We start from the raw sequence: 14,522 nt of genomic DNA on the forward strand, positions 1-14,522 counted from the left end.
GGTGGCAGGGCGCAAGGCCCTGCCTGCCCGATCAGAGCGCCTTCAACATCGAGAGGAACACGTCATAGGCGCGTTCCGCCTCCGCCTTGTCGTAGGCGGGCGAGTCCGGAACGGTCCAGCCGTGCCCGGCGGCATAGACGTCGACCACGCCTTGGGCCCCAGCCGCGTCCAGCGCCGCCTTCAGCGCGGTCTTGGCCTCGGGCTGTTTCGCGTCATCGTCCTCGGCAATACCGATCAGGTAGGTCGCGCTGTCGACGATCATCTTGTTCGGGCTGGTCGGCGCATCGGTGACGAGGCCACCGCCATGCATGGATGCTGCGACTTTCACACGGTCGGGCGATCCGTGCGCGGCCCAGATTGTCCAAGATCCGGTCATGCAGTGCCCGCGCGTACCGACGCCCTTCGACGTATCGACCACGTCCTGCGCGTCGAGCCATGCGACAATGCTGGCGGTATCAGCCATGACCGTGTCGGCGGAGAACTTCTCGCGGTAGGGGCCGACTTTCTGGAAGCCGTCGTTCTCCATGAAATCGGCGAAATCCTCGAACATCGCGTGGCCTTCGTCGCGCCAGTAGGGGTCGGGCACGATCACGGCAAAGCCTTCTGCGGCCAGCCGCTCGCCCATCGCCTTTGCGGCGGGGCGCACGCCCGCGATGTCGGGCCACATGATGACGGCGGGGTGGTTGCCGGCAGAGGGGTGGTAGAACCACGCGCTCATCGTACCGCTACCGGTCGGGACCTGTACTTCGTTGCCCAGCACGCCGCCGTTCGTGGCCGCGGCCATCGAGGCCTCGGCATCGGCGGCGGTGTCGGAGGTCGAGCAGGCGGACAGGATCGCTGCGCCCCCTGCTGCGCCCACGCCCGCGGCAAAGGTGCGGCGGTTCACGCCGCGGCGGGCGAATTCTGCAAGTTGCTGTTGATCACACATTAAATTTCGCTCCCAGCATAACGTCCGCCCATCCGGAGGCGGAGATTAGGAGCGTGGCGTCAGGGCGCAACCCCATGCGCCTAATCAGCCGTCGTGAAAGTTCAGTTCGAGGAGAACATTGTCCGGATCGGTCAGGAACACCTGCTTCAGCCCGATGCCGGATACGCCCGACTGGCGATAGGCAATGCCCATCTCCTCCAGCCGCGCCACGAAATCGGCATGGCCCGCGCAGTTGAGCGCAACGTGATGGACCGCCCCCGTCGGCCCGCCGGGCTTGCTGTCCCGGTTCGCGGAATCGCGACGATCTTTCGAGACGAGGTGCAGCACGGGCCGCCCCTCACCATCGTGCATCCACTGGATCAGCGAGGGTTCAAGCGGTTCGGGCGGGTCGTGACGCGTCAGTCCCACGACCTCGGCATAGAACCGGGCCGAGCGTTCCAGATCGTTCGAGACGATATTGACGTGGTCGAGCGCTTTAACCTGCATTGGCGCAGTGTGCCCGACCGTGCCCCGAAGCTCAACGCCGGTTAAGCGCAGCCTCGCTCTCGGCCATCAGCTCGGCGATGATGTCGGCGACAGGCTCTTCCTTCTTCACCATGCCGACCGACTGACCCGCCATCAGCGAGCCGTTCTCGATATCGCCGTCGATCACCGCGCGGCGCAGCGCGCCTGCCCAGTAATGCTCGATCTGGAGCTGCGCCTCGCCCATGTCGACATTGCCATCGTCGAGCAGCTGGGCGACTTCGCGCTGCTTGGCCGTGAACGCCTCGGTGCCCTTGTTCTTCAGCGCGCGGACCGGGATGACCGGCAGGCGCGGGTCGACCTGCACGCTGGCAACCGCATCGCGGGCACCGGCGCGGAAGAAGGCCTTCTTGAAGTCGGGATGCGCGATCGATTCGGTGGCACAGGCGAAGCGCGTGCCTAGCTGCACGCCCGCCGCGCCCATTTCGAGGTATCCGGCCATCGCCTCGCCGCGCCCGATGCCGCCGGCAACGAAGACGACATGGTCTTCGGCCAGTTCGGGCAGGAATTCCTGGGCCAGGACGCTGGTCGCGACGGGGCCGATGTGGCCGCCCGCTTCCATGCCCTCGATCACCATGGCGTCCGCGCCCGAACGCAGCAGCTTCTTCGCCAGCGCCAGCGTCGGCGCAAAGCAGATCACCTTGGCGCCCGCTTCCTTGATCTTGTCGACACTCCCCTTGGGCGGAAGGCCGCCAGCCAGCACGACATGGCCGACGCCGTGCTTCGCGCAGACATCGATCAGGTCCATGATCTGCGGGTGCATCGTGATGAGGTTCACGCCAAAGGGCTTGTCCGTAAGCTTCTTCGTCTCGGCAATCTCGTTGTCGAGAAGCTCGGGCGTCATCGCGCCGCAAGCGATCACGCCAAAGCCGCCCGCGTTGCTGATCGCGGAAACGAGGTTCCTCTCGGACACCCAGCTCATCGCACCGCACAGGATCGCGTGCTTCGAGCCGAGGAATTCCGCGCCGCGACGCATCAGGGCGTCGGTTTTCGTATAGGTCGTCATAGGCGGCGGATTAGTCCCACCTGCGCCCAGCGGCAAGAGGAACGGGCCGGATACCCCCGTGAAGCCGAGTCGCGCCGTTGACGGCCCTCATCGACTCGGCCTGCCCGCCACTGATCGCTTTTCCCAATGTTTCTGTGCAGGTTTGATCATTTCAGCCGATTGACCGGAACTGGTAATCTTCGATCAGCATTAATTCGAGAGGGGATTGACCCCCATAGAGGAGGATGCCGAGATGGATGTTGCAACTGGATCGATGCCGGGCGGTGGGTGCCCGTTCAATCACAATGACGGAGGCGTACGCGGCCTGCTGGGCCGGACGAACCGGGACTGGTGGCCCGATGCGCTTCAGCTGGAGATCCTGCATCAGGGCGGCGTCTCGCCCGATCCAATGGGCGAAGATTTCAACTATGCCGAGGCGTTCAACGCGCTCGACTACAATGCGCTGAAGGCCGACCTGACCGCGCTGATGACCGATTCGAAGCCGTGGTGGCCGGCGGATTACGGTCACTACGGTCCGTTCTTCATTCGCATGGCATGGCACGCGGCAGGCACTTATCGCACCGCGGACGGCCGCGGCGGAGCAGGTTCGGGTCAGCAGCGGTTCGCCCCGCTCAATTCCTGGCCCGACAACGCCAACCTCGACAAGGCACGCCGCCTGCTCTGGCCGATCAAGCAGAAGTACGGAAAGCACATCAGCTGGGCCGACCTCTTCGTCCTTACCGGCAATGTCGCGATCGAATCGATGGGCGGGCCCACGTTCGGCTTCGGCGGCGGCCGCGCGGACGTCTATGAACCCGAAACCGACGTCTATTGGGGCACCGAGGAAGAGTGGGTGAACACGGGCGCGGAAACGCGTATCCAGCCCGACAAGGACTGGGCGCTCGAAAACCCGCTCGCCGCGATCCAGATGGGTCTCATCTACGTCAATCCCGAAGGCCCGGGCGGCAATCCGGATATCGAGGGTTCGGCCCGCGACATCCGCGAAACCTTCGCCCGCATGGCCATGAACGACGAGGAAACCGTCGCGCTGACTGCAGGCGGCCACACATTCGGCAAGTGCCACGGCGCAGGCGATGCCTCGCTGGTCGGCGCGGACCCCGAAGGCGCGGACATCGCGTTCCAGGGCCTTGGCTGGACCAGCGGCTATGAAAGCGGCATGGGCGCCGACACGATCACCAGCGGCATCGAGGGCCCGTGGACCAACACGCCGTTCGAATGGTCGCAGAACTACTTCCGCCTGCTGTTCAAGTACGACTACGAACTGACCAAGTCGCCCGCAGGCGCGAACCAGTGGACGCCGAAGAACCCCGAAGAGGCGGACATGGCGCCCGACGCGCACGATCCGTCGAAGAAGGTCCCGACGATCATGACGACGGCGGACATGGCGATGAAAGTCGACCCGTCCTATCGCGCGATCTCCGAACGGTTCCGCGACAACCCGGACGAGTTCGCCGACGCCTTTGCCCGCGCGTGGTTCAAACTGACCCACCGCGATATGGGCCCCAAGTGCCGTTACCTCGGCCCCGAAGTGCCCGAAGAAGACCTGATCTGGCAGGACCCGATCCCCGCGGGTTACACGCCGTCGGACAGCGAAGTCGCCGACCTCAAGGCGAAGATCGCGGATAGCGGGCTTTCGGTCGCGCAGCTGGTGAAGACCGCCTGGGCCTCGGCATCGACCTATCGCAAATCGGACCATCGCGGCGGCGCCAACGGTGCGCGCATCCGCCTTGCCCCGCAGAGCGAGTGGGAAGTCAACGAACCGGCCGAACTGCAGAAGGTCCTTGCCGTCTATGACGACATCAAGGGTTCATCGCAGGTGTCCATGGCTGACCTTATCGTGCTGGGCGGCTGCGTCGGCGTCGAAAAGGCGGCCAAGGCAGCAGGGCACGATGTGACGGTGCCTTTCACCGGCGGTCGCGGCGACGCGAGCGAGGAGTGGACCGATGCCGAAAGCTTCGAGCCGCTCGAACCGGCGGCGGATGCTTTCCGCAACTACCTGAAGACGAAGATGAGCGTGAAGACCGAAGAGCTGATGCTCGACCGGTCGCAACTGCTTGGCCTGTCCGCACCGGAAATGACGGTGTTGATCGGCGGCATGCGCGTGATGGGCGCCAATTACGGCGGATCGAAGCACGGCGTGCTGACCGATCGTGAGGGCCAGCTCACCAACGATTTCTTCGTCAACCTGCTGGACATGGACACGGCCTGGAAGGTCGTGGACGACAGCGGCGATGAAGAATTTGTGGGTAGTGACCGCGCTACTGACAAAGAGAGGTGGCGCGCGACGCGAACCGATCTTATATTCGGTTCGAATTCGCAGCTGCGGGCTCTCGCCGAGGTTTACGCGGAAAACGGACACGAGCAAAAGTTCGTCAAGGATTTCGTGGCAGCTTGGACGAAAGTCATGAATGCCGACCGCTACGACGTGGCGTAAGGCAGCAAAAGGAAGGCCAAAACTCCAGGGCGTTTGCGTTCCCCCCACAACGCGCAAGCGTCCACCCCCCAACCAACGGAGACTAGGCCGCCCCCCGTGTTAACTCACGGGGGGTTCCTTTTTTGGGGCATTCACCAAGCTACCAAACCAATTCTTAACCATGGTCACCCCATGCTTTCCCCATAAGGAAAGGGAGAGGGACAATGGTCACTTTCTTCGTAATGGTTCTTGCCGCAGGTGCAGTGCTGTTGTGGGTACTGCCCGTATCGAAGGACCGTACAAAGCGCCTTGCCACACAAGTCGGCGGCGGCGCGCTGTTTACCGTCGGGGTTGCCGGCATCGTCATGAACCTGATGGGGCCAGCCGCCGCCTGATCGCAGACCCGGTTCGGATCACCACAGGTTCGGATCGCAGCGCCGGTTTGCCATGTCAGACCGGCGGGCGATTCGCACGTTTCGCCGCACGGCAATGCTGCGCCAGGCGCAATCGCGCTTGACTGAGGCCGAGCATCGTCTAGTGGCGATGAAATGTTATATCATACACGTACGATCGCACTCGTTCTCGCTCTCGCCCCCATGTCCCTTGCCGCCCCTGCCCTTGCGCAGGATACCTCTTCACAGGACACGGTGGACGCTCCCTCCAGTGACGATTTCCATGACCCCATCGTCGTAACCGCCAAGGGCATCGGCCGGATCGACTTTCTTGCCGGCACCTCGACCATTTCGGGCGAAGACCTGCAGCGCGAAATGGAAGGGCAGATCGGCGAAGTGCTCGAAGGCCTGCCCGGCGTGAGCGCATCGGGATTTGCGCCCGGTGCCTCGCGCCCGATCCTGCGCGGCTTTTCCGGCGATCGCGTCCGCGTGCTGGTCGACGGCATCGGATCGATCGACGCATCAAACGCCTCTGCCGACCATGCCGTTTCGGTCGACCCGCTGACCGCGCAGCGGATCGAGGTCCTGCGCGGCCCCGCCACCCTGCTTTACGGCAGCTCCGCCATCGGCGGCGCGGTCAACGTCATCGACAAGCGCATCCCGCGCCGCGTGCCCGATGAACCCATTCATGTCGATGCGCTCGCCGCACTCGACAGCGCGGCCAATGCGCGCGAGGCGGGTGCTTCGTTCGATGTTCCGCTCGGCAGCGGCTTCGTGCTTCATGCCGATGGCTCATGGCGCAAGACCGACGACCTCCATGTCGCAGGCAATATCCTGTCGGACCCGCTGCGCGCCGAAGTCCTTGTCGAAGCGGCAGAGGACGAAGGTGAAGATCCCGAACACGCCGCCGAATTGCGTGAAGCGGCCAATATGCGCGGTGTCCTGCCCAACAGCGGGACCGAGACGAAATCGGCAGGCGCAGGCCTGGCCTGGATCGGCAATCGCGCGCACATCGGCGCTTCGGTCTCGCTATACGACAGCAATTATGGCGTCCCGACCGCACCGGGCATGGAACACGCCCACGGCGAAGAGGAAGATCACGCCGACGAACATGAAGATGATCATGCCGAGGAAGAGGGCCACGAGGAAGAAGAAGGCCCCGTCTCCATCGACCTGAAGCAGGTGCGCGCCGACTTTCGTGCCGGCCTGACCTTCGCTGACGGCCCCTTTGCCGAAGTGCACACGCGCTGGGGCTATAGCGATTACGATCACACCGAGATGGAAGGCGATGAAGTCGGCACCCGCTTCTTCGTCGAAGGCGTCGAAGGCCGCGTCGAACTGGTCCAGCGCCAGCGCGGTACGTGGAACGGCACGATCGGGGCGCAGTATTTCCATCGCGACATGGAAGCGATCGGCGCCGAAGCCTTCGTTCCGCCGAACAAGACCGAGCAATATGCTCTCTTCGCCTTGCAGGAAGTCGAGACCGGCCCCGTGACGGTCGAATTTGCAGGGCGTTTCGAACATGGCACCGCCAAGGCGTCCGACATCTCGCTCTCGCGCAGTTTCGATGCCGTGTCGGGCGCAATCGGCGCGTGGCACGAAACTGACGGCGGCATGCGCTTCGGCCTTAACGCCAGCCGCACTGCCCGCATCCCCACTGCCGAAGAACTCTTCGCCAACGGTCCCCACGTCGCGACCCAGCAGTTCGAGATCGGCGATCCCGACCTCGACCTTGAAACTGCGCTCGGCCTTGAAGGCTACGTGCGCGGGCGCGTGGCGGGCGTGGACCTGTCGCTGACCGGCTATGCCAGCTGGTTCGACGATTACGTCTATCTCGCCGCCACTCCCGATGAGGAGGACGGCCTGCCCATCTACGTCCAGCAGCAGCAGGACGCGGACTACTACGGCTTTGAGGCCGAGGCTGATATTCCGCTGGGCCGCGCAGGCGGCTTTGCGATCTCTACCGAGTTGCAGGGTAGCTATACCCGGGCAACGCTCGCCGACGGGACTGCCGTCCCGCGGATCCCCCCACTCGCGCTGGGAGGTGCTCTCGTCGGCGAGTCAGACAGGCTCGATGCCCGTCTCGGGATCGAATGGAACGCGTCGCAAAAGCGCGTGGCCGACTACGAGACCAAGACCGGCAGCTTCGCCATGGTCGATGCTTCGCTGGCGTGGAAACCGATGCGCGGTTCGGAGAATTTCACCGTCATCGCGGCGGTCGAAAACCTGTTCGACGCCGAAGGCCGCCGCCATGCCAGCTTCACCAAGGACTTTGTCCCGCTGGCAGGCCGGAACTTCAAATTGAGCGCGCGCTTGAGCCTTTGAGCCAAACCTGCGCATACTCCCCCCTGCGACCCGAGGCCGCAGGGGGGAATGACGTGCTGGGAAAATCGCTGATGGCAGGGCTGGCGCTATGCGCGCTGCTGCTGGCCATCCATGTCGGGGGAATCCTCGACCTCGGCCACTTCGTCTTCGGCGTCGCATTGATGGCAATAGGCTTTGCCATCGGCATCATCTCAAACAATGCGACCGCCGGGAAAAGCGAGGAAGACCGGGCCGACTGACGCGGTCCTCCCCATACCTTGGATCAGGCCGCTTCGCTGTCCTCGTCGAGGCCGTAGGCGGTGTGCAGGATACGCACGGCCAGTTCGGTCTCGTCCTCGTCGATCAGGACAGAGACCTTGATCTCGGACGTGCTGATCGCCTGGATGTTGATGCCGCGATCGGCCATCGCCTTGAACATGGTGGCTGCGATGCCGGCGTGGCTTCGCATGCCGACACCCACGATCGAGATCTTGGCGACCTTGGCGTCGGTGATGATCCGGTTGAAGCCGATTTCGCCCTTCTGCTCTTCGAGCAGCGCCTGCGTGCGCACGAGGTCCGCGCTGGGCACGGTGAAGGTCACGTCGGTTTCGCCCTTTTCGCGGCCGACGTTCTGGATGATCATGTCGACGTTGATGCTGGCAGCGGCCAGCGGGCCGAAGATCTGCGCCACGGCGCCCGGCTTGTCGGGCACGCGGGTCAAGATGACCTTCGCTTCGTTCTTGTCGGCGGCGATGCCGGTGATCAGCTGGCTTTCCATGTCTAGTCCTTCGAGCTCTTCATCGCTCACGATAAGGGTTCCGGGCAGGTCGTCGGCAAGCGGTGCATCGTCGTCCACGAACGAGGACAGGACCTGCACGCGCACGCCTTCCTTCATGGCGAGGCTAACCGAGCGGGTCTGCAGCACTTTCGATCCGACCGAGGCGAGTTCGAGCATTTCCTCGAACGTCACGGCCTTCAGCTTGCGAGCCTTGGCGACGATGCGCGGGTCAGTTGTGTAGACGCCGTCGACGTCGGTGTAGATGTCGCAGCGGTCGGCCTTCACCGCCGCTGCCACGGCCACGGCGCTGGTGTCGCTGCCGCCACGGCCCAGCGTCGCGACGCGGCCATCTTCGCCGATGCCCTGGAAGCCCGGGATGACCGCGATCTCGCCCGCCTGCATCGATGCAATGACGGCATCGGAATCGATGTCGCCGATGCGTGCCTTGGCATGGGCGTTGTCGGTGTGGATCGGCAACTGCCAGCCCAGCCACGAACGCGCCTTGCAGCCCAGCGCCTGCAGCGTGAGCGCAAGCAGGCCCGAGGTAATCTGTTCGCCCGCGGCGACGACAACGTCGTATTCCGCCGGATCGTAGAGCGGATTGGCTTCACGGCAGAAGTTCACGAGCCGGTCGGTCTCACCCGCCATGGCGGAAACGACCACCGCGACTTCGTGTCCGGCTGCCTGTTGGCGGCGCACGATGTTGGCGACGCGGCGAATACGCTCCGTCCCTGCCATCGAGGTTCCGCCGAATTTCATAACGATGCGGGCCAAGGCCGCGTCCCCTTCGTTGTGGAATCGGTGTGAGCGCGCTGTTAGGGATAGGGCATGACAAGCGCAACTGTATCAGGCGAAACCAGTTCGCCCACTATCCGCCCTGAGGAAGCCGCACACTTCGGAAAGCTCGCGGCGGAGTGGTGGGACCCCAAGGGTTCGTCGGCAATGCTGCACAAGCTGAACCCACTGCGCCTCGGCTTCATCCGCAGCGCAGTGGACATGCATTGGGGCACCGACGTGACCACGCGCGCGCCGCTGGTGGGCAAGACCGCGCTCGACGTCGGGTGCGGTGCGGGGCTGCTTTGCGAGCCGCTGGCGCGCATAGGCGCGAAAGTCACCGGCGTCGATGCGGCGGCGGAAAACATCGCGGCGGCGCGCCATCATGCGGCCGGGATGCGGCTCGATATCGACTATTACGCGGGCGAGTTGTCGACTTTGCCTGCGGGAACCTTCGATCTCGTGACCTCGATGGAAGTGATCGAGCACGTGGCCGACAAGGCGGCCTTCGTGCGCGAACTGGTCGCGCGGCTTGCGCCGGGCGGGCTGATGATCCTCTCGACCCCCAACCGCACCGCGGCGTCGAAGCTGCTGCTCGTCGACGGGGCCGAGATGATCGGACAGGTTCCGCGCGGCACGCATAACTGGGACGATTTCATCGTGCCCGAGGAGCTGGACGAACTGCTCGATGCAGCCGGGATGGAGATGGGCACGCCGCGCGGCATTGCTTTTACCGCGATGAAAGGTCTGCACCTCTCCGACGATCTCAAGCTCAACTACATCGTCACGGCAACGCGCCGGTAACCCTGGGGCGATAAGACCACCGCGAAGTTACGAGGGGGACGACGCAATGGGTGCATGGGGCGCAGGCAGTTTCGAGAACGACACCGCTCTCGACTGGGCGGACGAGCTGGAAACGGCCGACGATATCGAGAAGGTCTTTACCGGCCTGCCGCCCTTTGACGGAGCGACCGATCTCGATGCCGACGATGCCAGCCGCGTGATTGCCGCCGCCGAAGCGGTCGCCGCGATGATGGGGCAGGTGGCAAGTGACGTGCCCGAAGACCTGCTCGAAAAGCTGCAGGGCAAGGAGCCCTCAGCCGAACTTATCGAAATGGCGCGCGGCTGCGTCTCGCGGGTGATGAGCAAGTCCGAACTGCTCGACCTCTGGGCCGAGGACGAGGCAGGATCGGAAGAATTCGGCCGCGCGATCACCGGCCTTGTCGACCGGCTCAACCCCGACATGAGCTGGGACCGCCCGACCAAGGAAGAGGTCGAGAAGCAGGCCGGCCCGATCATGCCCTGCGTCTTCTGCGACGAGGGCATGAGCGAGGGCGATATGTTCTACCTCGGCTTTCGCGACTACACCGACCGCAACGGGCTGTTCGGCGAGCAGGGGCTTTATTGCCACCTGAGGTGCCTCAACGCGAAGCTGCACCCGCGGCATATGGTTCAGAACTGGAAGTTCGACCTCAGGTAACGCCGCGGATGCTTCGCGCGATCAGTCCCCCGTAGCGAGGGTCTCGATACGCTCGCGCTCTTCCTCGGTCAGGTCCTCGGGCTTGCGCGGGGGCGGCAGGTGTGCGGTCGCTTCCTGCGCCTTGCCGATCAGGGCGGGCATGGCCTCCATGATCTTCGGCATCGATTCCTGCATTTTGGCCATCATCTTCGGGTCCATGAAGATCATCATCGCGTTCTCGGCATACTTGGTGCCGGTGGGCGTGGCGAAGAAGGCGGTGAGTTCGTTCAGTTCGGCTGCGGTGAACTTGTCGGCATAGGCTTCGGCCAGACCTTCGCGCATGGCAGGTTCCATTGACGCCATGACGTCGACCATGCCGTCCATCATGACCGAGTTGGTCAGCTGCATCCGTTCGATGAAATGCGGGTCCAGCACTTCCATCATCTCGCGCATGGTCGCCTCGCCAAGGTCGGCGACCTTGTCTTCGGGCAGGTCCATCTGCGACACGAGGTTGCGCATGGGGATGTCCATCATGGACTCCATCATTTGGCCGGTCATTTGCTCCATCGTCCCGCGCATCATGCGTTCGTAGATGCCTTCGGGAAACAGGTAGTCGACAGTGGCCTGCGCAGCCTCCTCACGCGAAGCGGGCGCGTCCTGCGCGGCGGCAGGCGCGGCAAGTGCAACAAGGGCAAGCGCCGAAACGGCGCCGAAAACGGTCTTCATCAGGTAACTCCCCCGGATTGATCCCTGCGCCCGACTTTAGGCACCAAGTCCATCGGGGGAAAGGATAAATTCAGCCCGCAAGAACCCCGTCGGCCTGCTTAGCCTCGCGGTGGCCGTCGTCGTCCTCGCCGTGCTTCCAGTAGCTGGAGACGTAGAGGTGATCGCGGTCCAGCCCGCATTCGTCGCGAAGATAGGCGCGCAAAGCCTGCATCGATCCGAACTCGGCAGCGGCCCAGCCATAGACCTCGCCCGCGCCGCGTCCCGCATCACGTAGCGCATTGACGAGAAGATCCGGCTGCGTCCCCGGCTGCGCGTTGACCAGCCAGACCAGTTCGACACCTTCGGGGTGGGCGATGTCCTGCCTGTCGGCCTCGGACTGGATCTCGATCACCGCGACGCCCTTCGCATCGGCGGGCAGGCGTTCGAGATTGACCGAGATCGCGGGAAGCGCGGTCATGTCGCCCGCAATCAGGTACTGGTCCATGCCTTCGGGCAGGGTCTTTGCCGGCCCCGGCCCGCCGGCCATGATTGTCTGGCCGGCTTCTGCCGCCAGCGCCCATTCGACCGCGGGACCGGCATGTCCGCCCTCGCCGTGGACAACGAAATCGACATCGACACTTTCTGCATCCTGCCTGCGGATCGTGTAGGACCGGACCGGAGGCTTGCCGCCGTCCTCGTCACCGAAGCGCATCTTGAAATAGCCGCCCTCGGCCTGCGGCCGCAGCGTCGCCATACCTTCACCGCCCAGGGTCACGCGGATCATGTTCGGCGTGACGCGGGTCTTGGAAATAACCGTATAAGGTTGCGGGGCGGGGCGGCGCGGTGGGCCACCGGCGGGTTTGGTCGTATCGTTCATAAGCAGTAGATGGGCTTCTTGCGAACAGTTCGCAAGAACTCGCGCGTTGATTTTATTGCAACGAGCCGTTCCATTTATCGGGATCGAACCCGACGAGCAGGCCGCCTTCATGCTCCACCACTGGCCGCTTGATCATCGAGGGATGCTCCATCATCAGCGCGATCGCCTTGTCCGCGTCGATGTCCGCCTTGTCGGCATCGGAAAGCTTGCGAAACGTCGTGCCGCGCTTGTTCAGCAGCACTTCCCAGCCCTCTTTCGCCACCCATTCGCGCAAGTGGTCTTCGGGCACACCGGCCTTCTTATAGTCGTGAAAGGCATAGTCCGCGCCCCGCGCCTCAAGCCACTTGCGCGCCTTTTTCACGGTGTCGCAATTGGGAATGCCGTATAGGGTCACGCTCATGCCTTAAGGTCCAGTCCTGATCGAAGTGCGGATTGCCTTCCCCCTCTAGCAACTGGACATTTGCGCGCAATCCGCCAAAGAGGCGCGCGAAAGGCGCTTGAGACATGAGCTTCAATACGTTCGGCCGCGTGCTGCGGTTCACCACCTGGGGCGAAAGCCATGGACCGGCGCTGGGCGCCGTTCTCGACGGGTGCCCGCCGCAGATCGACCTGTCAGAAGCCGACATTCAGCCCTTCCTCGACGCGCGCAAGCCCGGCACCAGCCGCTTCACCACGCAGCGCCGCGAACCGGACGAGGTCAGGATCCTGTCGGGCGTTTTCGAAGGCCGCACGACCGGCACTCCGATCAGCCTGATGATCGAGAATACCGATCAGCGTTCGAAGGACTATTCCGAAGTCGCCAAGGCCTATCGTCCCGGCCACGCGGACTATGCCTATGACGCGAAATACGGCTTTCGCGACTATCGCGGCGGCGGACGTTCCTCTGCCCGCGAAACGGCGGCGCGCGTGGCCGCCGGTGCCGTGGCGCGCAAGATCGTCTCCGGCGTGCAGATCCGCGGCTGGGTCAGCGCGATCGGCGGCGACGAGATCGACGAGAGCAACTTCGACGCGGACCAGATCGGCCAGAACCCGTTCTTCTGCCCCGATGCCGACGCGGCCAAGCGCTGGGAAGCGATGGTGGACGAGGCTCGCAAGGCCGGTTCCTCGCTGGGCGCGGTCGTGACCTGCGAAGCGACAGGCGTTCCGGCAGGCTGGGGCGCGCCGATCTATGCCAAGCTCGATGCAGACCTTGCCGCCGCGATGATGGGCATCAACGCCACGAAGGGCGTCGAGATCGGCGACGGTTTCGGAGCGGCTGCCCTGCGCGGTGAACAGAACGCCGACGCGATGAGCCCCGGTTCGCAAGGCCCCGACTTCGCATCGAATCACGCCGGCGGCATCGCGGGCGGCATCTCCACCGGACAGCCGGTGCGCGTGCGCGTCGCCTTCAAGCCGACCAGTTCGATCCTCATCCCCGTGCCCACGATCACCCGTGACGGCGAGGAAAGCGAAATCGTCACGAAGGGCCGCCATGATCCGTGCGTCGGCATTCGCGGCGTTCCGGTGGTGGAGGCGATGATGGCGCTGGTGCTGGCCGACCACTTCATGCTGCACCGCGCACAAACCGGCGGCTGACCTGCGCGCAGGGATTCGGGGCATGTTCGCCCCTTGAATCCGACTGTTCCCGCAAACACATTGATTCATCGCAAAAATCGATCAGTTCAGCCTGATTGATTTAATCGATCAAACTGTTCGGCTTTTACCGTTTGGGATTTGTTGCGGCGCAACCTATCTGGGGTGCGTCAACGAATTCACGCGTACAGGAGAAAAACGCAATGGGTATCATCGGCAGCCAGATCAAGCCGTTCAAAGCCACCGCATTCCAGGCCGGCAAGGACTTCTTCGACGTCACCGAAAAGGACATCGAAGGCAAGTGGGCGGTCTTCTTCTTCTACCCCGCCGACTTCACCTTCGTTTGCCCGACCGAGCTCGAAGACCTTGGTGAGCACTACGAGATGCTCCAGAAGATGGGTGTCGAAGTGTTCGGCGTTTCGACCGACACGCACTTCAGCCACAAGGCCTGGCACGACACTTCGGAAAAGATCAACAAGATCAAGTATCCGTTCCTCGGCGACCAGCTCCACACGCTGTCGAAGAACTTCGACGTTCTGCGTGAGGAAATGGGCCTTGCCGACCGTGCGACTTTCGTCGTCGATCCCGATGGCGTCATCCAGCTGATGGAACAGACCTGTGAAGGCGTTGGCCGTAATGCCAACGAACTGGTCCGCAAGATCCGCGCCGCACAGTACGTCCGCGAAAACCCCGGCCAGGTCTGCCCGGCCAAGTGGGAAGAAGGCAGCGACACGCTTGCCCCGTCGCTGGACCTCGTCGGCAAGATCTAAGCTGATCGCCACGATCTAAGGG

At 63.8% G+C, this 14,522-nt stretch carries 15 protein-coding genes; 8 read left to right on the top strand and 7 right to left on the bottom strand.

The features are described 5' to 3' along the window. Window positions 1-31 precede the first annotated feature (31 nt). The 3 genes from KIH45_RS10500 to KIH45_RS10510 all read right to left on the bottom strand — a co-directional run bounded on the left by KIH45_RS10500 (window position 32) and on the right by KIH45_RS10510 (window position 2,456). Window positions 32-886: a dienelactone hydrolase family protein gene (locus KIH45_RS10500; RefSeq protein WP_337925460.1), complete on the bottom strand. Its 855-nt coding sequence runs from the start codon at window positions 884-886 to the stop codon at window positions 32-34. Between the two features lie 126 nt (window positions 887-1,012). Continuing rightward, a complete protein-coding gene (locus KIH45_RS10505) occupies window positions 1,013-1,414 on the bottom strand; it encodes a VOC family protein (protein ID WP_213175948.1) in 402 nt (133 codons plus the stop codon). A 31-nt stretch (window positions 1,415-1,445) separates the two neighbouring features. Next, window positions 1,446-2,456, bottom strand: a complete 1,011-nt coding sequence (locus KIH45_RS10510; protein ID WP_213175949.1) for an NAD(P)H-dependent flavin oxidoreductase — start codon at window positions 2,454-2,456, stop codon at window positions 1,446-1,448. 232 nt (window positions 2,457-2,688) lie between these two features. Between KIH45_RS10510 and katG the strand changes: the two genes are divergently transcribed. The 4 genes from katG (at window position 2,689) to KIH45_RS10530 (ending at window position 7,825) form a co-directional block, all read left to right on the top strand. Continuing rightward, on the top strand, window positions 2,689-4,890 hold the full coding sequence (gene katG / locus KIH45_RS10515) for a catalase/peroxidase HPI (RefSeq protein WP_213175950.1): 2,202 nt from the start codon (window positions 2,689-2,691) through the stop codon (window positions 4,888-4,890). A gap of 203 nt (window positions 4,891-5,093) precedes the next feature. Beyond that, window positions 5,094-5,264, top strand: coding sequence for a hypothetical protein (locus KIH45_RS10520; protein WP_213175951.1), 171 nt, complete (start codon window positions 5,094-5,096; stop codon window positions 5,262-5,264). A gap of 153 nt (window positions 5,265-5,417) precedes the next feature. Next, a complete protein-coding gene (locus KIH45_RS10525; RefSeq protein WP_213175952.1) occupies window positions 5,418-7,586 on the top strand; it encodes a TonB-dependent receptor in 2,169 nt (722 codons plus the stop codon). Between the two features lie 53 nt (window positions 7,587-7,639). Further along, the gene (locus KIH45_RS10530; protein WP_213175953.1) at window positions 7,640-7,825 is read left to right on the top strand and encodes a hypothetical protein; all 186 of its coding nucleotides are present in this window, start codon (window positions 7,640-7,642) and stop codon (window positions 7,823-7,825) included. 23 nt (window positions 7,826-7,848) lie between these two features. Here KIH45_RS10530 and KIH45_RS10535 read toward each other — a convergent pair whose 3' ends face one another. Continuing rightward, entirely contained in the window at window positions 7,849-9,117 is a 1,269-nt protein-coding gene (locus KIH45_RS10535; RefSeq protein WP_420481933.1) for an aspartate kinase, read from the bottom strand. 54 nt (window positions 9,118-9,171) lie between these two features. Here KIH45_RS10535 and ubiG point away from each other — a divergent pair, with 54 nt between their 5' ends. Then, window positions 9,172-9,921, top strand: a complete 750-nt coding sequence (gene ubiG, locus KIH45_RS10540; protein ID WP_213175954.1) for a bifunctional 2-polyprenyl-6-hydroxyphenol methylase/3-demethylubiquinol 3-O-methyltransferase UbiG — start codon at window positions 9,172-9,174, stop codon at window positions 9,919-9,921. 46 nt (window positions 9,922-9,967) lie between these two features. Further along, window positions 9,968-10,597, top strand: coding sequence for a DUF4259 domain-containing protein (locus tag KIH45_RS10545; RefSeq protein WP_213175955.1), 630 nt, complete (start codon window positions 9,968-9,970; stop codon window positions 10,595-10,597). A gap of 21 nt (window positions 10,598-10,618) precedes the next feature. Here KIH45_RS10545 and KIH45_RS10550 read toward each other — a convergent pair whose 3' ends face one another. From KIH45_RS10550 to KIH45_RS10560, 3 genes are all read right to left on the bottom strand, one after another. Continuing rightward, entirely contained in the window at window positions 10,619-11,302 is a 684-nt protein-coding gene (locus tag KIH45_RS10550; RefSeq protein ID WP_213175956.1) for a DUF2059 domain-containing protein, read from the bottom strand. 70 nt (window positions 11,303-11,372) lie between these two features. After that, a complete protein-coding gene (locus KIH45_RS10555) occupies window positions 11,373-12,158 on the bottom strand; it encodes a siderophore-interacting protein (protein ID WP_213175957.1) in 786 nt (261 codons plus the stop codon). A 52-nt stretch (window positions 12,159-12,210) separates the two neighbouring features. Beyond that, entirely contained in the window at window positions 12,211-12,558 is a 348-nt protein-coding gene (locus KIH45_RS10560) for an ArsC family reductase (RefSeq protein WP_213175958.1), read from the bottom strand. 104 nt (window positions 12,559-12,662) lie between these two features. Here KIH45_RS10560 and aroC point away from each other — a divergent pair, with 104 nt between their 5' ends. Further along, window positions 12,663-13,733, top strand: a complete 1,071-nt coding sequence (gene aroC / locus KIH45_RS10565) for a chorismate synthase (RefSeq protein ID WP_213175959.1) — start codon at window positions 12,663-12,665, stop codon at window positions 13,731-13,733. A 200-nt stretch (window positions 13,734-13,933) separates the two neighbouring features. Then, on the top strand, window positions 13,934-14,500 hold the full coding sequence (gene ahpC / locus KIH45_RS10570) for an alkyl hydroperoxide reductase subunit C (RefSeq protein WP_213175960.1): 567 nt from the start codon (window positions 13,934-13,936) through the stop codon (window positions 14,498-14,500). Window positions 14,501-14,522: the final 22 nt, after the last annotated feature.

The sequence above is a fragment of the Croceicoccus gelatinilyticus genome, assembly GCF_018398395.1.
GTDB lineage: Bacteria > Pseudomonadota > Alphaproteobacteria > Sphingomonadales > Sphingomonadaceae > Croceicoccus > Croceicoccus gelatinilyticus.